This is a genomic window from Paenibacillus xylanivorans, assembly GCF_001280595.1.
GTDB classification, from domain to species: Bacteria; Bacillota; Bacilli; order Paenibacillales; family Paenibacillaceae; genus Paenibacillus; species Paenibacillus xylanivorans.
This window is the reverse complement of record NZ_LITU01000070.1, coordinates 221,379-243,792: the sequence shown is the minus strand read 5'-3', so window position 1 is coordinate 243,792 and position 22,414 is coordinate 221,379. Positions and strand designations below refer to the sequence as shown.

At 48.5% G+C, this 22,414-nt stretch carries 20 protein-coding genes; 5 read left to right on the top strand and 15 right to left on the bottom strand.

Annotation, left to right across the window (positions count from 1 at the left end; translation table 11 throughout):
- Nucleotides 1–114 precede the first annotated feature (114 nt).
- Complete coding sequence (locus AMS66_RS20920; RefSeq protein WP_053782625.1) at nucleotides 115–1,128, top strand: LacI family DNA-binding transcriptional regulator; 1,014 nt, start codon at nucleotides 115–117, stop codon at nucleotides 1,126–1,128.
- A 156-nt stretch (nucleotides 1,129–1,284) separates the two neighbouring features.
- On the opposite strand, the gene AMS66_RS20915 is transcribed toward AMS66_RS20920, so the two are convergent.
- Complete coding sequence (locus tag AMS66_RS20915; protein WP_053782624.1) at nucleotides 1,285–2,712, bottom strand: pectate lyase family protein; 1,428 nt, start codon at nucleotides 2,710–2,712, stop codon at nucleotides 1,285–1,287.
- Between the two features lie 313 nt (nucleotides 2,713–3,025).
- Between AMS66_RS20915 and AMS66_RS20910 the strand changes: the two genes are divergently transcribed.
- Complete coding sequence (locus AMS66_RS20910; RefSeq protein ID WP_053782623.1) at nucleotides 3,026–3,376, top strand: Fic family protein; 351 nt, start codon at nucleotides 3,026–3,028, stop codon at nucleotides 3,374–3,376.
- Between the two features lie 79 nt (nucleotides 3,377–3,455).
- On the opposite strand, the gene AMS66_RS20905 is transcribed toward AMS66_RS20910, so the two are convergent.
- A complete protein-coding gene (locus AMS66_RS20905; protein WP_053782622.1) occupies nucleotides 3,456–3,971 on the bottom strand; it encodes a DUF2179 domain-containing protein in 516 nt (171 codons plus the stop codon).
- Between the two features lie 342 nt (nucleotides 3,972–4,313).
- Here AMS66_RS20905 and AMS66_RS34580 point away from each other — a divergent pair, with 342 nt between their 5' ends.
- Nucleotides 4,314–5,531 carry a Leu/Phe/Val dehydrogenase gene (locus AMS66_RS34580; protein WP_053782621.1) on the top strand — a complete coding sequence of 406 codons (1,218 nt, stop codon included), beginning with the start codon at nucleotides 4,314–4,316 and terminating at the stop codon, nucleotides 5,529–5,531.
- A 245-nt stretch (nucleotides 5,532–5,776) separates the two neighbouring features.
- Here the strand turns inward: AMS66_RS34580 and AMS66_RS20895 are convergent, their stop codons facing one another.
- From AMS66_RS20895 to AMS66_RS20840, 12 genes are all read right to left on the bottom strand, one after another.
- Nucleotides 5,777–7,438: a hypothetical protein gene (locus tag AMS66_RS20895; protein WP_053782620.1), complete on the bottom strand. Its 1,662-nt coding sequence runs from the start codon at nucleotides 7,436–7,438 to the stop codon at nucleotides 5,777–5,779.
- A 1-nt stretch (nucleotide 7,439) separates the two neighbouring features.
- Complete coding sequence (locus AMS66_RS20890) at nucleotides 7,440–8,225, bottom strand: ABC transporter ATP-binding protein (RefSeq protein WP_053782619.1); 786 nt, start codon at nucleotides 8,223–8,225, stop codon at nucleotides 7,440–7,442.
- A gap of 239 nt (nucleotides 8,226–8,464) precedes the next feature.
- Nucleotides 8,465–9,967 (bottom strand): RICIN domain-containing protein, encoded by a 1,503-nt coding sequence (locus tag AMS66_RS20885; protein ID WP_144424556.1) that lies wholly within the window; start codon nucleotides 9,965–9,967, stop codon nucleotides 8,465–8,467.
- A 352-nt stretch (nucleotides 9,968–10,319) separates the two neighbouring features.
- Nucleotides 10,320–10,955, bottom strand: a complete 636-nt coding sequence (locus tag AMS66_RS20880) for a PepSY domain-containing protein (RefSeq protein ID WP_082350817.1) — start codon at nucleotides 10,953–10,955, stop codon at nucleotides 10,320–10,322.
- Between the two features lie 133 nt (nucleotides 10,956–11,088).
- Entirely contained in the window at nucleotides 11,089–11,886 is a 798-nt protein-coding gene (locus AMS66_RS20875; RefSeq protein ID WP_053782617.1) for a PepSY domain-containing protein, read from the bottom strand.
- Nucleotides 11,887–11,964: 78 nt separating this feature from the next.
- On the bottom strand, nucleotides 11,965–13,341 hold the full coding sequence (locus AMS66_RS20870; protein WP_053782616.1) for a sensor histidine kinase: 1,377 nt from the start codon (nucleotides 13,339–13,341) through the stop codon (nucleotides 11,965–11,967).
- Nucleotides 13,338–14,087 (bottom strand): response regulator transcription factor, encoded by a 750-nt coding sequence (locus AMS66_RS20865; protein ID WP_053782615.1) that lies wholly within the window; start codon nucleotides 14,085–14,087, stop codon nucleotides 13,338–13,340. Before AMS66_RS20865 ends, AMS66_RS20870 begins: the two co-directional genes overlap by 4 nt.
- A gap of 54 nt (nucleotides 14,088–14,141) precedes the next feature.
- The gene (locus AMS66_RS20860; protein ID WP_053782614.1) at nucleotides 14,142–14,786 is read right to left on the bottom strand and encodes an SDR family oxidoreductase; all 645 of its coding nucleotides are present in this window, start codon (nucleotides 14,784–14,786) and stop codon (nucleotides 14,142–14,144) included.
- A gap of 334 nt (nucleotides 14,787–15,120) precedes the next feature.
- A complete protein-coding gene (locus tag AMS66_RS20855; RefSeq protein ID WP_053782613.1) occupies nucleotides 15,121–16,302 on the bottom strand; it encodes an NAD(P)/FAD-dependent oxidoreductase in 1,182 nt (393 codons plus the stop codon).
- A 23-nt stretch (nucleotides 16,303–16,325) separates the two neighbouring features.
- On the bottom strand, nucleotides 16,326–16,772 hold the full coding sequence (locus AMS66_RS20850; protein ID WP_053782612.1) for a DUF1641 domain-containing protein: 447 nt from the start codon (nucleotides 16,770–16,772) through the stop codon (nucleotides 16,326–16,328).
- A gap of 696 nt (nucleotides 16,773–17,468) precedes the next feature.
- Complete coding sequence (locus tag AMS66_RS20845; RefSeq protein ID WP_053782611.1) at nucleotides 17,469–19,250, bottom strand: RNA polymerase sigma factor; 1,782 nt, start codon at nucleotides 19,248–19,250, stop codon at nucleotides 17,469–17,471.
- A gap of 43 nt (nucleotides 19,251–19,293) precedes the next feature.
- Nucleotides 19,294–20,226, bottom strand: a complete 933-nt coding sequence (locus AMS66_RS20840; RefSeq protein ID WP_053782610.1) for a cysteine peptidase family C39 domain-containing protein — start codon at nucleotides 20,224–20,226, stop codon at nucleotides 19,294–19,296.
- Nucleotides 20,227–20,417: 191 nt separating this feature from the next.
- On the opposite strand from AMS66_RS20840, the gene AMS66_RS31930 reads away from it, so the two are divergent.
- A complete protein-coding gene (locus AMS66_RS31930) occupies nucleotides 20,418–20,591 on the top strand; it encodes a CsbD family protein (RefSeq protein WP_064506464.1) in 174 nt (57 codons plus the stop codon).
- Between the two features lie 160 nt (nucleotides 20,592–20,751).
- Here AMS66_RS31930 and AMS66_RS20835 read toward each other — a convergent pair whose 3' ends face one another.
- Nucleotides 20,752–21,759 carry an NAD-dependent epimerase/dehydratase family protein gene (locus AMS66_RS20835; protein WP_082350816.1) on the bottom strand — a complete coding sequence of 336 codons (1,008 nt, stop codon included), beginning with the start codon at nucleotides 21,757–21,759 and terminating at the stop codon, nucleotides 20,752–20,754.
- A gap of 149 nt (nucleotides 21,760–21,908) precedes the next feature.
- Between AMS66_RS20835 and AMS66_RS20830 the strand changes: the two genes are divergently transcribed.
- Nucleotides 21,909–22,409, top strand: a complete 501-nt coding sequence (locus AMS66_RS20830) for a cupin domain-containing protein (protein WP_053782609.1) — start codon at nucleotides 21,909–21,911, stop codon at nucleotides 22,407–22,409.
- Nucleotides 22,410–22,414 lie beyond the last annotated feature (5 nt).

Here is a 22,414-nt window from a genome sequence, read left to right as displayed (position 1 = left end):
TGTATACTAATATGGATTGTTGTTATGATTTGAAGGAAGCGCTAACCATAATGACAGCACATTGTACGTAAACCGGCTTGAAGGAGGCGACCAAAGCTGAAGAACAATATCACCATGCGGGATATCGCCGACAAGCTCGGAGTTAGCAGTGTGACGGTCTCGAAAGCATTAAATGATAAAGATGGCGTCAGTGGCGAATTAAAGGAAAAAATTAAAGTGCTTGCCGTTCAGATGGGCTATCGGTATAATGCCGCGGCCCGTTCGATGAAGGAAGGCTTGACTCATAATATTGGCGTTATTATCCCGGAGCGTTTTACCGGACCTACACAATCGTTCTATGTACGTGTATTCCAGCGCATCACCAAACATCTGGAGGATCAGGGGTACTACGGTATTCTGCATATTCTGAATGTGGAGGACGAAGAGGAATTAATCCTGCCGAAGCTCTATAGTGACAACAAGGTGGATGGTTTCATTGTGCTTGGACAAGTCAGCAAGGAATATATCGAGCTGGTCCAGTCGATGGATGTTCCTAAAATGTTTCTCGATTTCTACGATGAGCATTCGGATATCGATTCTGTCGTTACCGATAACTTTTACGCTGCTTACGAGCTGACAAACGTTCTGGTACAACAGGGACACCGCCGCATCGCTTATGTCGGGAATCTCTATTCTACAAGTAGTATTCAGGACCGGTTCCTCGGTTATTACAAATCATTGCTGGAACATCGGTTGCCGATGGATCAAAATCTCGTACTTGATGACCGTGATGAGCGAGGTACGTTTATTGAAATTGATCTGCCGGAACAGCTGCCAACAGCTTTTGTATGCAACTGCGATCAGGTCGCTCATTTGCTCGTTCAAAAACTGACTTCCCTGGGTATTCAGGTGCCTGCACAATGCTCCGTCGTTGGGTTCGATAATGATATCTATGCCACGCTCTCCGAGCCCAAATTGACTACGGTTGAGGTGGATGTGGAACAGATGGCGCGGACCGCGGTTCATTCCATGCTCAAAAAGATTGATAACCCGAGTCGCAGCTTCGGCCGCGTACATGTGAAGGGCAACATCATTTATCGTGATTCGGTGAGTGCTGCACCTGCCCTTTCTGATAACGTGTCTAACTAACAAGGAACTACAACTCCCGTTCCACAAAAAAAGAGTGCTCCCGGCCATTACGGCTGCAGGAGCACTCTTTGCTTATGAAAAAACGATAAGTTGGCCAGGAATCCCTGTAGATCACAGCCACTCGCCACTCGTTCTAACACCCAACTCCTGTAGCACCTAGTAACTCGTCTTCAGCCAGTTGTCTTTGGACCAAGTTAATTTGCCTGCACCTGCTCCGCTTGAACCGGTAAGGCGTGCATTCAGCGTCGCTGGATCATCCGTAGTGTAGCTGTAAGGAAGTGAAGAGAATCCGTTCCAGGAGAAAGCTTTCACTGCGGCCGGAACCGGGCTGAGCGGACTGCCTGACGTATCACTGTTTCCACGGAATGAGCTTCCATCCAGTGAATACATGGTGTCGGTCACCTGAATTTTACCGGTATACGTTGCATCGGCCGGGTCGGTCTGGTTGTTGCGGACCGGGAACAGTACGTCTTTGATCACCGACTTTTCGACCAGCACTGCGCCGCTTTCAGTGGAGATCGCTCCATTGCCGATAATATCAAAATGGTACCCTTTGGACGAAATCGCCGTTGCCATTGCAGAAGTGATTCTGGATTTAGCCGCACGGGCCCCTGTCGCATCCATCACGATATTGTAGGCGTGCGCATTCCCTCCACGCAGACGTGGCATGCGATCCTGGATGTCCTTGTACAGGTTATGGTGCAGGGTCATGGATAGATTGGCATTGGCCGATTCGAAGCTGGTGGAACCAACCAGATGGCCTTTTTTCTGAGGAGACGAAACGGCAATGATATCGGCTTTGCTGAGCCCAACCGCGCTACTGCGCAGGTAATTGTACATTGGGTAGGAAGCTTTGTTCGCTTCCAACTCGTTAATCTGCTGGGTAACCCAGCTGTTCGAGCTGCCGTCATCCCCCTTGAAGAGGGACCAGGAGATGGTCACACCGCTTGTTCCTTTTTTCGAATCGACAAGCCCATCATATGCTTTATTGAATGTACAGTGATCAATCCATACGTTGTTGTTCTCTTCAAGAGTAATGTAATCCCAGTCATTTTTGTCATAATCGCCTTTGGTTGATTCATCCCATTCCCATAACTCATCGAATTCAAGGTTGCGGATGATGACGTTGGAACTGCGTTTGACGCTGAAGGCCGCATGTTTGATCTTGGCCCCATTGGCTGAGAAAATGGTCAGGCCATTGAAGCTATCGATCGTCAGCTTGCTGACACCCGTTTGTTTCAGTATAGGGTGAGTCAGTGCATCATTATGCTTGGCAAAAGGCGAGGTCTGAGCAGCGCTCGGAATTTCATTCCATCCCAAGTTCAGGTCGTTCATAATCTCGACGACTTTGACACCGGAATTCTTTTTCAGAGCCGCAGCCAGATCCGTTGCATTGTACACCTTCTTATACTTGGACGTATCCGATTCGCTGATCGTGCCTCCACCCGAATTCCCTTGGGAGAAACCTGTAAGATTGTAATCTGAATTGCCCGCTGCCTGTACACTTGTCGGTCCAGACAACAGGGTCAAGCCCAACGTCAGAGCCAGCGCTGCACTGCACCATGTTCGAATCTTGCTTTTCATAAAACCATTCCTCCCTAAATTATAATGATTACGTCCGTCCATCTCTGCCATCGCATGTCACGAAGGACTTGTCCTTAATGTAAGTGCTGGAAGCGATTACAACAATAATCCTTATCTCAGATCCTATGTATAAGTGATCGTATCTTCAGGGATTGTACCGTATGCAACCTAGCATCGTACGTACTTAACTTATGTATAGGGCCCTTCTACCATAATTGAACAATCACTTGAGATTTAGTGAGAATATTATACGTATAGGAACAAGTATCTGGAGAATTTCGAGATTACAAATAGTATTAAGAGTCGGGGCGAAATGAATTGTTTTATTGAATCTTTCCTTGAAATTATTCTTGAAACGCTTAGCAAAATGAGTGGAGAGTTAAAAGAAAAAATTGAATTACTTAAAATTACTGAGAACAAACTGTCTAAAGATTACAGACTCAAAGATAAAGATGCCATATATGGCCATATCATGTTTATCTTGGCCCAAAACCATTTCTTTGTTACAGAAAACGGACTGACCATCAAAGAATTGGCTGAAATTTCAAATAAATCCGAAATGACGATCCGCAAAACAATCAAAGAATTGCTACAAGTATCTCTTATTGATAAAAAGGGTGAGAAACCCGCGTATTATTCAATTCGTCGAAAATACTTTGAATGATAACTTTATCTGAAAATTTAACAAATGTTATATTTACAACTAAAAAGCAGGCCTGCACCTCGTGCAGACCTGCCATAATTTATCTTTTGATGGAACGTGTCCAGAACCCGCCATGGAACTGTTTGGGTTCGACGGTAATGACAAATGCTTTGGGATCAAGCTCCAGAATCGTCTGATACAGCAGTTTCTGGTTTTTGCGTTTCGCCAAAATTTCCATAACCAGTCGATCTCCGTCACGCCCACTGCCAACCCAGGCTGTAACACCGTACCCTTTATCCCGCAAGGCATTCGCCACATCCCCGCCCATCTGGTTACAAATAACCTTAACGGTAACGTAACCGAGCGCAATCTTCTCTTCAATCCAGGCACCCAGCAATACCCCTAGCCCATAACCAACGGCATACACAATCAACGCAGAAGGTTGAGTCAGATATTTGAGTACCAAATTCAGGCCGAGTACATAGATCACAATTTCACCCATACTGATGAGCGCAGCAATATATTTCTGTCCTTTGAGCGTCAGAATCATCCGAAGTGTATACGCGGATACATACACAATCTGAATCAAAAAGATAAATACCAGTATTTTAAACAATCGCAATCCCTCTTTCCTGACTTTGACACCGGAATGGGCTGTTGTTGCGCGCCTTCATTCCGTTCCCTCTGCACTTCATTTACGCATCTGTACGTTTTACTATATCTCCATCATTGGACGTTATGCGGTCATTTTAAACGGTTGAACGTAAATCAGCTGCATTTTCTGCCCACATGCATGCCGGAACTGCCATTATAGAGCCCTTTCTACTCATTATCAACCCGGCCTGAGACCCAGGGGCGAAAAGCTGCGTGACTGAATATGCTGAGTCATCAGCAATTAGAGCGAGATGTTCAGGCAAATAGGTTCGGGAAACGACGGCTACCAAAAGGGGGAACTGCCATGCAGTTGTGGCACGAGATGGAACGGGAAGGTATGGAAGAACTCATATTTTGCCATGATCCACGCAGCGGGCTCAAGGCCGTCATTGCCATTCATAGTACGGTGCTGGGTCCCGCACTTGGAGGATGTCGCTGCTGGACGTATGCATCGGAGGAAGAAGCGGTTCGGGATGCCATTAAACTTGCCAAAGGCATGACCTACAAGTCGGCAGTTTCCGGTCTGCCTTATGGCGGAGGTAAAGCTGTGGTGTGGGATGTGCCAGCCGAAATGATCATCCAATCGGGCGAGGCCAGCCCAGACAACAATTTAAATTCCGGAAAAGGTAAACAGAACGTTGTTCACCCTGCGAACATCATTAAAGACAAAGATACATTGGACGAATTAGATAAAGGATTAATTAGACCATCCATAAATAACCCACTAGCTTCCCGGCGTGCCGAAACGTTCCGTTCTCTGGGCCGCTATCTGGAAAGACTGAACGGACGTTATGTCACTGGGCTTGATTTGGGCACTACGGCGGCAGACATGGATCAGATCCGGCTGGAAACGGTGCATGTGACAGATACGACCGGGTCACTTGGCGCGCAGGATGATTTCACGGCCGAAATGACCGCCTACGGTGTATACACCGGCATTGTGACATCGCTGCGTCACCAAGGCACCGGCGCCTTGCAGGGCATTTCCGTTGCCGTCCAGGGACTGGGCAAGGTCGGGTATGCCCTGTGCCGTTACCTGCATGCAGCCGGGGCACGGCTCATCGTGGCAGACGTTGTACCCGAACGTGTACAACGTGCCCTTGTGCAGTTCAGCGGCGCCATTTCGGCCGATCCGGCCCATATTCACGCCGCTGACTGCAAGGTGTTCGCCCCCTGTGCCCTGGGGGGCGTATTGACCCCGGCAACGGTGGAGGAGCTGCGCTGCTCCACCGTTGCCGGGGCGGCGAACAACCAGCTCAGTCATCGGGAGCTGGTTGTTCGCCGAATGCAGGCGCGCGGCATCCTGTACGCGCCTGACTATGTGCTCAACGCAGGCGGAATTATCAGCACCGCCTACGAGCTTGAGGGCGCGGGGCCCGACCTGATCCGCCAGAAGGTGGCGGGGATTGCGGGCACACTTTCCAAGGTCTATACAAGAGCGGAGCAATCTGCCATATCTACAGCAGATGCAGCCGATCAACTCGCAGAGGCTATCCTGCAAAGCGGAAAACCCAATGATTAACATACCAATTGAACGCTACACTCCAACATCTCCAGCGATTAAATACTCCACAATCGAGATTACGGTTAACTTGGCCATATCATTTTCTCCATCATTAAGATCCAGCATATCGCCCTAGAGAACCTGATAGAATTTGAAAACCGTAAAAAGCCAATTCGGTTCAATGACCCGGATTGGCTTGAAGCAATTTTTCTTAACGTGTACAACTTCCAACCTTCATCATGGAACCTTAACCGGCTACCGCATTAAACTTCAACCGTTACAGGTGCTCGCTTCACTCGGTGCAGCATCATCCAGAACAGCACATTGGTCACCACCAGAAGCGCAGCATAGATCCAGATGCCTGCTGGTAGTGTGCGGATGAATACATGTAACCCCCATAACAATGCCATGAGCGGAAAGAAAGCAAATACGAGCCAGCCGTCACTCTGCCCGGCCACACTAAAGGATTGGGAAAACGGCGGTTTTCGCAGCAACAGTCTTCCAGACAACGGGATAAGTGCGGTTGCTACCAACAATATAATGACCAGATCAGGGAGAATCCGCAGACCAAAGGTCCACACAAATACGATGGCGTTCAATATAAACACCGGTAGGAACATGTTGCATAAGAAGGCTTTCAAGGCTCCGCTGTACAGTGCGTTCTCATTCGCCAAAGGGGCAGCACGGAAGGTCCAAAATGCTTTGTATTGTCCAGAATACTTCAGCATGGTTACCACCGTCACAATCAGTAAGAGAACAATATACAGCGTGTAAAAGAAGGAGCTTTCCCTGAACTCTGTCCACGAAGAACTCTGTAGTTGGGTGAACCAGAACACATACGGCAATACGAAGGATAATCCCATGGACGGATACACCTTGAGCTTGAATTCCCGCTCATTTCGCATCATACTGGCAGACAAACGAAAGCATGCCTGCTCCTCTCTGGAACGGGAGAATACCTTAGCCATGATGCGATCCCATCCCCCACGTCTTCGTCCAGAGGCCTGACCTGCATGTGCCATTTTCTCCAAATACAATTCGAAGGAAGGCATCAGCTTCACGTACACCAACAGACTTACTATCGGAACGATCAAGGCAAGCGCCGAGAAAACATACAGCCAGGTACCTCCACCACCGCCGAACAGCAACTCAAATGCCGCCGCATACCATACCGGAGGCAGCAGTAACTGCCACCAGGCAGGCGTGAACACCATATTAAAATCGATAATGCTGAACGAACGTATGACCAGTTGATATCCTACGGCAATCCCGATCGAGAGCAGGATCTGCACCATATTAATCATGTCCTTCAGCTTCTCGCCATCCAGAAACTTCATCATAAATAGATAGATCAGGGACGTGGTCACCAGAATCAACATATTAATCAGAATCAGTTCCACCAGGAAAAGCAGGAAAAAGCCGATCCCGTGGGCAATCAATCCCGCTATCAGCGGTGCAGCCGTCAGGGAGCCTGTCAGTAGCAGCAGATAGACTCCCGCGTGAATGGCTCGAGCCATGCCAACGGTACGCCCATGCACCGGCTTGGTCATGATAATATTACGATCCCGAATATCCAGCAGTACCGAAGAAAAGTCCGAGATCATGGATGTCATGATCATAAACATCAGCATGGCGGCCACAAGACCCATCTGAAGCATGAAGTGACCCGTATCCCAGACAACAAACGGAACCAGAATCAGCCCCATTAGTGCATATAACCAGAGGGAACGCAGATACAGATTGCCTTCTTTTTGCTCCTTATTGCCATTGCGCGTTGACAATACCGTCGGCACCCTGCGCTGATCCATCTGAAACTTCACCCGTAGAATAAGACGCAGTACATCATAGTCGGCTCCTGTCCTTGCGATGATATGCCGAAAACGATCCAGAATCTTCAGCGTACGGAAGTCAGAGGATTCCGCCATATCAGTACACCTCCTGCACGATGGACACAAAGCGTTCGGCAATCGCCTGATGCTCATTGAAGCCCGTCAGTTGATTAAATACTTCCTCCAGTGAGCCCTCCATGGATTGCTGCTGAAGCTGCCTGAATGTACCATCCGCCATCACGCGTCCTTCGGCAATCAGGACGATTCGACTGCTGATCTTCTCCACCACATCCATAATGTGTGACGAATAGAATATGGTTGTGCCTTTGGCTGATAGCCTCGTCAAAATCTCCTTCACCACCATCACGCTGTTGGCATCCAGTCCGCTGAGCGGTTCATCAAGGAACAACAAATCCGGGTCATGCAGCAGCGCGGAGATCAGCAATACTTTCTGACGCATGCCTTTGGAGAAGGAAGCAATGCGAGAATGATATGATTTTTCCAGTCCAAAACAGTCCATCAGCAATTTCGCCTTATAATCGGCATCTTCATAGGACAACCCGTACAATTCTCCGGTAAACGTCAGATACTCTGCCGGGGTTAATTGTTCGTATAATTCCGCCACTTCAGGCACATAACCGATTCTGCGCTTATATTCAACGTCACCGTCCGCGATATCCTTGCCAAAAATGCGAACCGTGCCCACATACCCCTCAACCAGTCCGAGCAAAATCTTGACCGTCGTGCTTTTACCCGCACCGTTCGGACCGATGTATCCGATCATCTCGCCCCGATTCACTTCCAGATCAATACCATTCAGCACATAACGCCCGTTATACCGCATACGCAAGCCTTCAATTGACAGTACTTGTTCTTCGCTCACTTCGCTATCCAGCTCCTGTCTCTATGTATATATTTCTACAATTATACTAGTTTACCACAGTTTAGGATGGAAAGGATCGGTAGGAAGTCACGATGAGAGAGAACGCCTGTATATCATCCCGTGTAAAACATCACGTAACAATCGTGATTACATGACGAAACCCTTGTCCCACCATAGGTGCGGGACAAGGGCTTCGGAAGACCGTCTCGATGGATAAACGCTCACCTCAAAATGAATCCTTATTGAACCTTAACAATCTGGAAATGCTGATTCGTACCGCCATTATCTGTCCACTGGATTGCGGCGGCCCCGTCCGACAGGGATTGTCCGGAAATATCAAGCACCTTGCCTGTGCTGCGGTTTTTCAATTTATAATAACCTCCGCCCACATTAACCAGCTGCCATTGCTGACTGGCCCAGCCGCCATCGGCCCACTGTTCAATAACAGTTCCATCTGCTGTGGAGCCATTTTCCACACCGATCAGCTTGCTGCTGGATCGGTTGATGATTTTGACATATCCCCCACCTGCATCCGTGATCTGCCACCGCTGACTGGTTGTGCCGCCGTCTGCCCGCTGCTCCAGATCGGCACCGTTATCCGAAGAACCACCGATAACATTGAGTAATTTATTGCTTTTGCGACTAATCAACTGATATGAAGCATTCGGGTCCCATACGTCAGGCGTATCCACTCCTGTTACGGAACCTGTAGCTGCATCAATGGTAACACTGCTTGCCCAGTTCATCGCCAGACTGGTTGCACTTGGGAAAGACAGTGGCAGCCACACATACTTGGAGTCCTGCACTGGCCCGCTCCAGGCGCCAGCCCAGCGATCACCCATATAGAGATAGGATGTTGTCTGTGAGCCTTCCACCGGAAGCACGTATGCCGATTGGGAACCATAGGTTGTGCTGTCTCCAAAGTTGCTAAGGCCGCTCCATGTGCCAGTTATGCTGGACGCTGTAGCATATTTGGCCTGGTTCGGATTCCAGCCGGTAGCCCCGGATGTGATCAGGAAGTAGACGCTGCCCTTTTTGAACATGGCAGGTGCTTCTCGATATTGCCCCGGCCACAGCGTCGTTACGAGCGATTCCACCCCGAGAAAATCCGGGGTCAGCTTGTAGATATTCAGGTCAGCATTCACTTTGGTCGCTGAGATGAGGTAAGCCGTTCCGTTGTCATTATATACCGTCATATCTCTCGAATCGTAGCCAAGCGGACGATAGCTGCCCACATACGTATAATTGCCATCCACCGTACTTGAAGTCGCTACTGCCACTCGGGCTTCACCGTAATCGACTCCATTTTCCTTGTGCATCCAAAGAACATACTTGCCTGTTGCACTGTTATAAATGACTTTCGGGCGTTCGATGTTGGAAATGTTCAGCTCGGCAGCTGAGCTGCTGGTGAGCACATCATTGCGATACTCCCAGTTTTTCAGATCTGCTGAACGATACACGGACACCGCCTTGAACGTTCCATTCGGATTGCGGTTCTCCCCGAACCAGTAGTAGTACCCGTTAGCCTTGATCACCCCGCCCCCATGGGCATGAATGACGTTTCCGTTCGTATCCTTGAACTGTATCCCGTTGGTCACACTGAGTGGAGCAGCGGAAGCTTGTTGTCCTGAAGCGACCAGCATACCTAGCGATTGTAGCGCCAGGATCAGAGCAAGCAGATAACAAAGGCGACGAGTGAAACGATGTGAATTTGTTTTCTTTTCCAACCAATCCTCATTCATAGAACAATACACCTCCGCAAATTATTTATAAAACGCTTACAATAAAATCGATACGTCTTTTCTTCCTCCGATCGATGATGCATTTCATTGAATTTCATATTTCTCAGGCTGCCTCGGCACTCACCTCCTGATTACGATTGTATCCGCCGTACCCCTGCTCGAATAGTGAACAATACTGCGGAACATGTACGATTACACACTGAACTTATGATTGAACAGCAAAAAGACGCTTCATTCGAAGCGTCCCCTGCTATACCTAACCTATAGCCTATAATGTAAGCTCTCTAGCTGCACTTGGCGCACGTAAAAGTATACTTTGTTCATCCCCTGCCTTGCCTGTTAACGTTACTTCTTAATCTTCGTCGTCAAAATCCTGGTCAAACGAAAGCACTTTACCTGTGTTGGCATCGACGTCTACATCGGCTTCACCGTTTGCTGTTCTAAGTTCCACTTCATAAACATAGCGGCCATTATCATGATCCAGTTCAATTTCGGTTACTTTCCCACCTGTCACCTGTTTCAGGGCAATGTTCGAAGCTTGTGCCTCTGTCAGTTTAACCTGCTTCGAAGCGGATGGATTGGAAGACGTGCCTGCCACTGAGTCGTTATAATCATCGTCGTCATCGTAATCTTCATCATCGACTACTGCAAGGATTTTGCCTGTGTAGGCATCCAAACGAACGACAACGTCATTGCTTCCTTTTTTGTCGATTTCGACTTCGTAGAATGTTTGGCCGTTTCTGCGCTCCAGATCCACATCATCCACTTTACCTTCCGTCGCTTTCAAGGCTGTTTCTTTTGCCTGTGCAACGGTTAGCAATTTACCTGTGCTGTTCTGGTTCTGTGTTACTGACTGTGTAGTGGACGTTTGCGAAGGCTGTACCGACTGTCCGTTCACACTCCCACTAGCCGCAACGGCTGACCCTCCGAGCAACACCGCTGCCGACAAGCTGCCAATCCATAGTTTATGTTTATTCATCATCATCATTCATCTCCTCGTTGTTGTTCTCGTTCTCGTCTACAGTTATAGATTAACCTGTACGAATGAGAGTTCAGCGAGAGCCAGATTAGAATTTGATGAGAAAATTGAATAAGATTCTCACAGAAACGATTCCATGTTTTTAATCTTCGTCATCATCCCAAGTGACCGAACGAATTGCGCCCGAGATGGCATTCACCTGCACAATGGCCTCCCGACCGTCATCCAGGTCAATTTCGACCAGATAATACGGATTGCCACTATTCGTTCCACGGAGTTCAATATCATCCACTTCCCCAGGAATTTTAGCCAGTGCCTTTTGCTCTGCTTCTTTCTCGCTCAGAAACTGAGTCTTGGTGCCTTCCTCTGTCGTCGGTTCGGGTGAAGATGCTTCCAGTGTCTTTGAAGATTGTTTCTCCCCGTTATACGGATCAATGGTCCATTGCTCCCGGCCATTATCCTTCATCTTCAATACCGCCACATACACCGGGCTTCCCTGCTGCTCGACGAGTTCAAGCGATACCAGCTCGGCATCCGTTTGTTTTAGTAATTCTGTCTTGATCTGTTCCCGGCTCCATAACGTCTTCTCCTCGGCTTGCGGGTTGGACTCCAGACGTTTAATGGAATTCACGGTTGCCGTAACCGCATCAACCTGTACGTCATACAACCCTGTTTCCGAGCGGAGCTGCATCATATAGGTTCCGTCCTTCAACGTGGAATTCACGATCTCTCCCGGATACTGATCCAAGACCGATTGCGCCGCTGCATCTGCGGTTAACGTCACGCGATCTGATTGCCACGGCTTCCACCACACGAGCGCTATAACCACAAGGAGAGCCAGGAACCCCGCACCCCACCAAAATGAACGTTTCGGCTTCGTCCATCCTTTGCTTCGTTGTACTTCCCGTTTCATTTCTGGACGCCCCTCATGCTCTTCCATCCTGTTCCCCCCTTACGCACTCTCTTATGATCCGAATTCGCACTGTGTTTATCAGTATATAAGAGAAGTATGAGAATTTCATGAGAGCGGCCCGTTCTGTACGAATGTGGGCAAAATAATCGAAGCCTCGGTTCCTCTACCCTCGGTGCTGCGTAGTTCAATACGCGCGCCCACAGCCTCTGCGATATCTTTGGCAAGGGACAGCCCCAAGCCAGAACCGCTTGCTCCGCCGCTGCGTGTTCTGGCCTGATCAACGCGATAGAAACGGTCAAACACTTTGGACAATTCCTCTTCCCGCATGCCGATTCCCGTATCTACAATCCGTATCCGACATTCCGTCCCCTTTGCCTCCAGCCGGACTTCTATGGCATCTTCACTATACTTACGGGCATTGTCCAGCAAAATAAAAAGCATCTGCTTCAGCTTGCTCTCATCACTGATCGCCCATATAGAGCCGGGATCATCGAAGTGGACTTCCCGATGATAGGCTTCGTGAAACGCACGCGTGGAATCCAGCGCCAGCCGGGTAATATCCACGCGTTCCAGCTGCACATTCCACTGCTCTGGCTGCTTTGCCAGCAATAGCAGCTGCTCAGTCATCTCCCGCATGCGCACGGATTCGGACAGAATGGCTTCCACCGCCTCGTCGAATACTTCGGGTCGATCCTTACCCCTTCGTTGCAGCAAACTGGCATAGCTTTCAATAATGGTGAGTGGTGTTTTCAGTTCATGGGAGGCGTCGGAAACAAAACGCTCCTGCCGCTCGAAGTTGGATTCGAGCAAATCCATCATGCGGTTGAACGTCTGTCCCATCGTTTTCAGCTCATCCTTCGATTTTTCGTCGAGTGGAAGTCGTTTGAACTGCCCGCTCGACTGGATATCGGTCATTGTGCGTGTCATCTGCTGGATTGGCCGCGTCATCCGGTTCGCCAGAATACGGCTGGAAATGATGGCGGGAATTAGCGCGATGATGGTCACGGCAACAAGAACTGTACGAAGCACAGACAGGCGATTCTCGGTATCTTCAATGCTCTCGGTGACCTGTAGATTCACCACTTCACCGTCCGGCCAGATCACTGGCACAGATACCCAGACATAACCGATCTGCCCAACTTGGGTGTATTCGGATTTCTTTTCGCTTTCATACTTGTAGGATAGCTTGCTCAGCTGCTCCTCTGCTGAGGTCGTCACCGGCGGGGAGCTGGTGCCGTCTTCATTAACGATCCGCAGCATGCCGTCCAGCGGCGCATAGGCCCGTAGCAAGTCGTCCGGCGGAATGGAACCGGCAGACTGGCGCACTCCTTTTACAATCGACTCCGCTTCGGCTTCTACCCGCTTGATCTCGTTATCGATCGACATTCGTTCAAACACGATGTATACCGACAGGTTCACGGCAATCAACAGCACGGCGAACAATACGGACGAGTATCCGTAAATTTTGCTGCGTAGACTCATATTTGCTCCTTCAGGACGTAACCGACGCCCCGAACCGTATGTATTAAGGGTGGTGTGAATCCGCTATCCACTTTTTTGCGCACATAACGGATATACACATCCACCACATTGGTATCTCCATAATAATCGTATCCCCAGACGGCCTGTACAATCTGGTCCCGGCTGAGCACCTGACGCTGGTTTTGCAGCAGATACACCAACAGATCGAACTCGCGCGGGGTAAGCTCAATGGGCTGACCCTCACGGGATACCTCACGGGTGCCTTCATTCAGCTTCAATCCGCCTGCGGTGAGCCAGCCATTCTCGCGTTCCGTCGTGAGTCCCGTCGATTGCGTGGTATCCCGTGTGACCGAGGAGGAGGAAAGAGCAGCGGCCGAGGCTGCACTCAGTCTCAGGGCCGCACGCACTCTCGCGAGCAGCTCCTCAATTCGGAACGGCTTCGTGATGTAGTCGTTGGCTCCGAGATCAAGTCCGGACACTTTATCCTCCACGGAATCTTTGGCTGTGAGCATCAGAATAGGCACAGTGGCATCTTTGACACGTATCCGCCGCAACACCTCAATCCCACTCAGACCCGGCAGCATAATATCCAGCAGAATCAGATCCCACTGCCCGTCCACATACATCGCCAGCCCTTCCGTTCCGCTGCCTGCCTTGCCTACCTGGTATCCCTCGTACTGTAATTCCAGTTCAAGCAGGCGTGCAATTTTGGGCTCATCCTCGATCACCAGCACGGCTTCATTCATGCAGAGCTCCCCCTCATTCCGTCATTCCATTCTCCCGTTATATTACAATACGAATTACAATTTACCTAAGGCATCCTCTACCAAATCATCCCCGGCGATTAGATCAAAAGCCATTCGATACGTTTTCTCTTCCTGAAGGGAAGCAGCGATTACACGAGCTACATCTTCACGCGGGATACTTCCCGGTTTCAGATCCGTTCCTACGGAAATTTTGCCGGTGCCCGATTCATTTTTCAAACCGCCAGGACGGATAATGGTGTAATTCAGATCACTTGCGAACAACGCCCGATCGGCATAATGCTTCGCCACATAATACGGCTTAATGGCATCCGACCATTTCTCCCTCTGATCTGCCCCAAACGCACTGACCAAAATATATCTGGTAATTCCCTGCTGCTGTGCCGCCTCCATTGTTTTCACTGCACCATCGAGATCAATGAGCAATGTTTTGTCTTCGCCCGTAGATCCACCCGAACCGGCAGTAAACACAATGGCATTATGATCCTTCATCGCCTCGGCCAGATCTTCCACGCTGCCTTCCAAATCGCCAATTACGACATTGGCACCGAGCTGCTTCAATGCATCGGCCTGCTCCGGTTTGCGAATCATCGCGGTGACCTCATGTTTCCCTTCCTGCGCCAGTTGCTGAACCAGAAATTTACCGATTTGTCCGTTCGCTCCAATTACTAATACGTTCATATGTCATTCTCCTCTCGGTTTCCCTTTTATAAACAGCTTATTATAAACAGACTTGTCTTTAATTTAAACGAAAGCCGACGCTTCTAAGCGCCGGCTACTATGTATTACTACCATTCAACGCATCTGATGTGATGCGGATAACATCTATTTCCTTTAATATACCATACACCCTATAGGGTTATACCGAATCCTTTTTTTAGCTAAAATTTCTGATAACAACGTATATAATTCAACATCTCACTTCATAAAACTTAGTCTATATGCCAATCGATGCTGGTTAAAATAAAAAAGGCACCCCAATAGGGGTACCTTTCTGCTGCATGACGTACAGATCTTAGTAAGCCAGTGCAAACAAACCGTGAATATGAGCAAGGTAACGGATGTTACTTGCTTCTTTCATCATGGTTGCTGGCAGACCTTTCAGACGAGTCTGGTTGCCACCGATCATGCCGACAGCATCCTTACGACCCAGACTTCCCAGTGTACCGGAGAATACTGGTGTGAAGGATTCCATTGCGCCACCTTTGAACATTACGCCCAGGTTGTGACCAATGGTTTCACCCATTTGCCAAGCCAATTGTGCTGTTGGAGGGTATGGACGAGCGCCTTCGCTAGGGAAGACCACTGCGCTGTCACCAGCAACAAACACGTCTTTATGGGATGTGGATTGCAGTACTTCCGTAACTTTCGCACGGCCACGATCCACTTCAATTCCACTGTTGGCAACAACTGCATTACCTTGAACGCCACCTGTCCATACGAGTGTGTTCGTAGGGATCGAGCTTCCGTCTTTCAGCAGAACTTCATTTTCTTTCATTTCGGTAATCGCTACGCCAACGATGAAGTTAACGCCACGTTTTTCCAGACTCGATTTAGCGCGCTCAACCAGTTCTGGAGGGAATCCTGCCAGAATGGAAGGACCAGCTTCAACCGTGTACAGGGAAACTTCTTTGAAGTCGATACCTTTTTCTTGGCATACAGCCGGAAGAAGGTCAGCGAATTCACCAACAAGCTCGATACCTGTCAAACCGCCGCCACCAATAACAAACGTAGCGTCTGCTTTGTTGCCGGATTGTTTGTAAGCTTCCAGACGAGCTTCCACGTGTGCACGAATGCGGTTAGCATCGCTAACGGATTTCAGCGTGAAGCTGTACTCCTGCAATCCCGGGATTCCGAAGAATGCCGTTTCACTGCCCAAGGCAACAACGAGTGCATCGTAAGAGTAAGTAGAACCACTAGTCATGAGAACTTTTTTCTCGTCCGGCTTAATTGTATCCACCGTATCGATTTTCAAGTTCACGTTTTTACCACTCAGCAATTTTTCGAGTGGAAGGGCCACTGCTTTTTCAGCAATGCTTCCCGCTGCAAGACGGTGCAGTTCCGTAATAATTTGGTGCGTAGGGTAACGGTTCACGACTGTAATAGTCGCTTCTTCCGGTGTCAGGTATTGACGCGCAGTCAGCGCAGTCAACAAACCGCCGTAACCTCCGCCCAAGATCAAAATTTGCTTCGACATATCCATCCTCCGTTCTTCTAATCTTAACGTTGCTGTTGCCCACGCTCGTTCAGGATGCTCAAGAATGATTGAGCAAAACGCAGCGTTTGTTGTACGTTTGGATCTTTAAGCATTTTGAGCATAGCGAACAAACCAACCGAAGTTTGCTCGGCTTGCGCACGATCATTGGCTTCGATGGCAGCAGAAGCTACACCTTTAGCTTTGTCTACAACAGGTTTAGCGAACTCGCCCATTGCGCTCATTGTGTCGCTGATCAGAACTTTGTCTGTAGCTACGCTTTGTGCAAAGTCATAAGCTTTGGTCATTGCAGTGACCATTTCAGCCAGTTTAGGCAGGTTCTCCACCAGAACGGTCAGAGATTCCTGTACCTCAGGCTTCATCAGTTGATCCAGTACGTCCAAGGACTGGCGTTGGGAAACGTCGGCACCTTCTGTAACCGGCACCTCTTGTTGAGTAGGCGATTGTGACATAAGAGAAAGTCCTCCTTTACTTTGGGATAGAAGTCCGCGACTTTCATGATGCCTGTCAAGCAGAGCCGAACCACAAATACATCCAATACAACTAAATGTACCAAATTTCACACAATAGAATGAGCATAGCCCATGGGCCGCTCCCACATCATGTATTGTATCTTGGGTCTATTGCGGACAACATGTGTTGACGCAAAACGACAAGCAGGCCGAAACCGAACTCTATACCCCTATATTACACCTCTTACACATGAACATGAAAAAGAAATTTTTTACACTTGTGAAGATATTGTGAACATTGTAACAAAATCGATTTTTTTGTCAAGCATTGCGGTCTCGTTAAAATCGATTATCATCCTGTCCCAGATCCGTAATCCTACCACATGTGGTATGAAGACAAGATCCCATATGACCATATGTGCGATATGTACACTAGGGAGGATTTTTTCAACTTAATTTTTCAGGAATTGTTTTCCAAAATCATGAATTTCATGCAACGAAATTGGTCACTGTCGTTATTATGCAGCTAGGGGTACAGCCTTATTCCTGAAATAACATCATTTCTTGTCCAAGTATGAACCTATCGTGGCATGAAAGCAAAAAAGACACAAAGAAGGCTGACTTATCGTCCTGCCTCCTGATGTTTGTTTCACTGTTCGCCCGATCTAATTGTTAACATTCGAGTTACACCACAACTTATTGCCGGGGAATGTTGAGCCATTCCTTCAGCAATGCTTCTATTGCAACGACAGCGTCTCGCTCCAATTCCTCCACCTTCACTAGTATCGAGATGGCCTTATCCCCCTGAACTTTTTCGTTAGGCTTTCCTCCTTCTGGAAAAGGAAAACATTGCTTGAGCATGTCTAACCTGTCGGTCATAATCCGATATAATTCTTCAGCCTGGCGACAGAATGGCATCAACTTGGTGTATCGGGGGATCGAAGCCCAGCTTAGAGAAAGTTCTTTGAAAAATTCACCGGCGTAACGTCTTGCGTCCCACAAAATCGCAATGTTATAGGCATGACCATTTGGTTCTACCCGTCTATTTCCCAAGGCTTCTCTCCAGACCCCATAAGCAGCCAGACCACTGACTGTGTTCGGCAAGGTATACGGGTCCTCCCCACGATAATGAGCCAAAACATCTGTCAGTGCCGCGCGCAAGTTCATTTCTCGTATCATGCCATCTGATTCCGCTGCCAGTACAAATACTTCCTGATTCACACCCCGGCCTACATGATCATAGGGAATTGTTCCTGATTTAATGAAATCTGTACCGTATAAGGTTCGAACTGCATCATCATAGCCATAAATCAATCCGAATTCGGGAATATTCAGGTCCCATACTACGGCCGGAATTCCCCGATGAATGGAGTAACGAATCAGGGAGAGAGCCCGAACTAGCCTTGGATTTAGCAACCTTTTCCCTTTCGCTTTCTCCTCTAGCATCGAAGGATCGACCAGATTGGCATTGAGCCCCACTTCGCTCGCCAAAGCCTCAACCGCACGGGAACGATAGCCCATACGTTGCAATCCTCTGGTAAGCACCTCTTTGAAGTTATAGGCGGTAGGTCCAGCGATATGTATGTCCTTAGGTAGGATGGTCAGACGAAAAGAAAGTCCACTCATCCCCATAACCATGGGGAGAGATGGAGATGAACCGATATAACCTAACATCTCGTGAATGGATGCTGCTGCCGAGTTCCAGGTTTGGGAAGCCCGAAACGAAAGGGGCTCCTCCAAAATCAATCGATTTTGTCCGATTGAATGCCACTCTGCCAGCATTTCTTCTACGGATAAATGAATATGAAGCTGCGACACTTTTTTACGTGAACGTGACAGAATTTGATACACATTAGCACTTGTCAGATTGAATTTGCAGGCAATTTCCTGCGGTGACAGCTGTTCCATCCAATACGATGTGAAGACCTGTTGCTCTCTCTCATTCAGACAACCCAGCAGCTTATGGAAATTATTTCTCATTTCCTGCTGAACAATAGCTTGATACGGATCATAACCTGCCTCCTGAGATCTCCAATCGGCGTCATTCAGAAGATGATTCAGCGTCTTGTCGAGCGAGTCTTGTTCGCTCCATGATGCGTCTTCGGCTCCAAATGCTAGGAAAGAAGAAAAATGTTGTTCCCGCTGCTGCTCTCGGCGATTCATATGTGAGTACGCCTGATTACGCACAATGCGCTGCATCCAGGCCATAAAACGGTCGGCATTCTGAAGCTGCCCCATATGAATGAAGGCGCGAATAAGCCCATCCTGTAAAATGTCTTCTGCGAGATAAGAATCATGTGTAAGTGCTCGCACATAACGGAACAATTGCCCGCGGTAACGGTGAATCAACTCACCAAAGGCCTCTGTATCCCCAGTTTGGGCTCGTTGGATAAGCGCAATGTCCGACTCCTTTTGCCGATTCTCGAATGTCTCATCTTCCCCTGGCGTGATATGGCGATTGTCAGCTAATTCATCCATGTGTATCTCCCTTTCTCATAGCCTTGCTTCACTTACACTTACATTATTCCATCTTCAAAATAGCAGCTTGGATCATGGCTTCCGTCTCCGCGAGTGCCACCATGATTGTCGCAGCAGCCTCCCAGTTCCGGGAGACAAGACGGGATTGGCATTCCCCGAATTGGCGGGATTGCGCGTATTTCAAAGCAGAAAGATCAGGATGGCTTGTTTTAAAAAACAAACCATAATCATGAGCACGACGCGCGCCTACTGGCAGTGCAAAATACACATAATGAGCCCACTCATTACCATCGATTGCTCCAGCACGAACCTGTTCCGACTTATGCAGAATCGCTGAAGCTCCGGTTCGTCCCTCCTGTGCAGCAATATCATGGATCTGTTCTGTAAGGGTTGATTTGAACCAAGTAAAAGCGCGGCAGTTAATCTCATCCAGATCGGGCTGTTCAAAGCGTTCAGGACTCCACCATCGTCGGTACACACCGCTACTCCACGGGAATTCAGACTTCCATGCTTCCTCAAGTTTATCCACTGTCAGAAAGACATTCGGGAATCCCGCCGGGTCATGCAGGCATATTTCATCGCCCTCCATGCTCAACGCCACTACATAATGATCGCAACCACCCAGGTTGGGAGAGTTGGGATTGTAGACGAGTTTGCCCATATCCAGCGGACCCATCATCACCGGCCCCTGCTTCAAAGCCTCTCTTAGCTCATCTACAGGCATCTCTGTACCCCGTGGTTGCACACTCTCGCGCACACTGAATCCCAGAATGCTCATCGCTTTGCTGATGGCCAGATCCGGACTAGAGGTACAGTTATCAAAAAAGAGAAGATCTTCCTGCGTGCGGAAAGCTCCCAGGGAAAATCCACCTATAACTTCAAGGAGACTCGGGTCAACCTTTTCTCCAATGGACGACAGTAGCATCGCTGCTGAATTGGCGTAACAATACGCACCGTTTCCAATATAATTGCTCATATCATAACATCCTCTCATTCCTTTAATGAAGCACGCGATTATGCAATGCCTATACTTATACTGACTCTTCGTACAGATCATTTCTGACAGAAGATTCAGAACAAATTTCTGCCCGCATCACAATAGAAACGTTTAGAATACGGACATCCCGGTTAATAAGGACTACACCAGAAACGAAGGAGATGTTCGATATGAGTAATTCAACTAGCGATAAAATCAAAGCAGGCGTAAACAAAGCCAAAGGCGAAGTGAAGGATCAGATCGGTAATGCAACTAACAACAGATCCCTTCAGGCTGAGGGCAAGAAAGATAAGGCTAAAGGTGCTGTGCAGGATAAAATTGCCGATGTGAAAAAACATCACTAGATCCATTCGTTAAACGTGAACATGCACGACGATTCGTGCAGTAAATATAGGTTCAATGCCCGACCGTCCATATCGGTTGAAAGCCGGGATTCGACGGGGGCGCAAAAAAGCCAAGGAAGGTGTTATTCACTACACCCTTCCCTGGCTTTTTTTGTCCTGGTTAGATAGTCGGTACTGCATATCTCGCCATATCGATAATAAAACTGCGTGCTTCTCTAGTCGTGTGGTATTCACGGTTGAATTGTCTTACCCATTCGGGATGTTCCTGATACCATCGAAAGGTCTGCTCCAGTCCTTGCTCCAGCGTCGTCTGGGGGAACCATCCGGTCTCTGATCGTAATTTTCCAGAGTGAACGACCAGACTCGAACCTCTGGACTGGGTGGGTTCCTGCTCCCGAATCTCCGCCGTTCCATTAGAAGTATGCAATTGTTGCAAATGATCTCCGATCTCTTGCATGGTCGTTCCTTGCCCCGTCGAAATGTTATAGATATGCTGATCTTGTCCTTTCAGCATAATCTGTTCAATCGCTCGCAGCGCATCATCCACATACAGAAAATCACGTACAGCCGATCCCTGGATATCCAGCGGAAGGCCGTCCATGATTCGCCCAAAATTACGCGGAATAATCCGATCCGGCAGCTGCCAGGGACCATAAAGATTGGTCAAACGAAATATTTTGACAGGAAGCTGGTAACATTGAGCGTAGGATAGCGCAAGCGTCTCACAGGCTACTTTGGACGCGGAATACGGGGATACTGGAGCATAATCATCGGATTCGTGATACACTCTGCCCATCTCCCCTCCATATACCTCTACGGATGAAGCCAGTACGACGGGAATATGGTGATCGGATGCGTATTGCAGAATGGCCTGTGTACTGAGGGTATTGTTACGAAACACTTCTCCGGGGTGATGATACGAATAGTCTACGTGTGGCATCGCTGCCAGATGAATAATATAATCTGTTTCGTGTGGCAAGCTGAATCTGTCTGTAGCGAGGTCACAACAGATGAAGGCCATGTCATGAAGTGGGGAGCTGTGAACAAGCCTCTGACAATAATCATCCTGATCCACCAAGGTGATTCGATGTCCTTTTTGCGCCAAATACTGCGAAAGGTTAAATCCTACAAATCCAGAAGCTCCTGTAATGACAATGTTCAAGCACATTCCCCCTTGCGATTTATACAACAAGTTCACTAAAGAGAGTCTATGTTCTGAGTATAACCTTAAAATGATACAATTTGTATCATTTTACAATTGTTTTTTGTTCTTCTCCAGAAATAAACGGGTAATGCCATAATGAGGTGATATTTACAATGAAGGATCGAATAAATGATGTACAGACGCTGTTATTTCAGGACGATGGTGTGATTCCCAATCATCCGAGCCTGCCTGTACTGCTGTATAAAGGGGTTTGGGCAAAAGATTCCTCTCGTGCGGCGTCGTTACTGAGCCGTAACGGATGGGGAAATAGCTGGATTAACGGTGTGTTTGATTATCATCATTACCACAGTAATGCTCATGAAGTACTTGCCGTGGTCAGCGGCTGGGTTCAGCTCATTCTTGGTGGGGAACATGGACAGACTGTTCGCCTTCAGGCTGGAGATGTCGTTGTACTTCCTGCGGGAACCGGACATAAGCGGCTTGATGCGAGCCTTGATTTTCGTATAGCCGGGGCCTATCCGGGTGGCATGAGTTACAATACCCGAACTGGCAAACCGGGGGAGCGGCCCGAGGTTCTGCGTGAGATTCAGGAGGTCCCGGTTCCGGATACTGATCCGGTCTATGGGCAAGAGGGGCCGCTGTTGGAAATATAGGGGCC

Bases quoted from the DNA above. Each gene is read 5' to 3' on its own strand.
- AMS66_RS20920 (WP_053782625.1), top strand. From the start codon at position 115: ATGCGGGATATCGCCGACAAGCTCGGAGTTAGCAGTGTGACGGTCTCG.
- AMS66_RS20915 (WP_053782624.1), bottom strand. From the start codon at position 2,712: ATGAAAAGCAAGATTCGAACATGGTGCAGTGCAGCGCTGGCTCTGACG.
- AMS66_RS20910 (WP_053782623.1), top strand. From the start codon at position 3,026: ATGAATTGTTTTATTGAATCTTTCCTTGAAATTATTCTTGAAACGCTT.
- AMS66_RS34580 (WP_053782621.1), top strand. From the start codon at position 4,314: ATGCAGTTGTGGCACGAGATGGAACGGGAAGGTATGGAAGAACTCATA.
- AMS66_RS20895 (WP_053782620.1), bottom strand. From the start codon at position 7,438: ATGGCGGAATCCTCTGACTTCCGTACGCTGAAGATTCTGGATCGTTTT.
- AMS66_RS20885 (WP_144424556.1), bottom strand. From the start codon at position 9,967: ATGAATGAGGATTGGTTGGAAAAGAAAACAAATTCACATCGTTTCACT.
- AMS66_RS20880 (WP_082350817.1), bottom strand. From the start codon at position 10,955: ATGATGATGATGAATAAACATAAACTATGGATTGGCAGCTTGTCGGCA.
- AMS66_RS20875 (WP_053782617.1), bottom strand. From the start codon at position 11,886: ATGGAAGAGCATGAGGGGCGTCCAGAAATGAAACGGGAAGTACAACGA.
- AMS66_RS20870 (WP_053782616.1), bottom strand. From the start codon at position 13,341: ATGAGTCTACGCAGCAAAATTTACGGATACTCGTCCGTATTGTTCGCC.
- AMS66_RS20865 (WP_053782615.1), bottom strand. From the start codon at position 14,087: ATGAATGAAGCCGTGCTGGTGATCGAGGATGAGCCCAAAATTGCACGC.
- AMS66_RS20860 (WP_053782614.1), bottom strand. From the start codon at position 14,786: ATGAACGTATTAGTAATTGGAGCGAACGGACAAATCGGTAAATTTCTG.
- AMS66_RS20855 (WP_053782613.1), bottom strand. From the start codon at position 16,302: ATGTCGAAGCAAATTTTGATCTTGGGCGGAGGTTACGGCGGTTTGTTG.
- AMS66_RS20850 (WP_053782612.1), bottom strand. From the start codon at position 16,772: ATGTCACAATCGCCTACTCAACAAGAGGTGCCGGTTACAGAAGGTGCC.
- AMS66_RS20845 (WP_053782611.1), bottom strand. From the start codon at position 19,250: ATGGATGAATTAGCTGACAATCGCCATATCACGCCAGGGGAAGATGAG.
- AMS66_RS20840 (WP_053782610.1), bottom strand. From the start codon at position 20,226: ATGAGCAATTATATTGGAAACGGTGCGTATTGTTACGCCAATTCAGCA.
- AMS66_RS31930 (WP_064506464.1), top strand. From the start codon at position 20,418: ATGAGTAATTCAACTAGCGATAAAATCAAAGCAGGCGTAAACAAAGCC.
- AMS66_RS20835 (WP_082350816.1), bottom strand. From the start codon at position 21,759: ATGTGCTTGAACATTGTCATTACAGGAGCTTCTGGATTTGTAGGATTT.
- AMS66_RS20830 (WP_053782609.1), top strand. From the start codon at position 21,909: ATGAAGGATCGAATAAATGATGTACAGACGCTGTTATTTCAGGACGAT.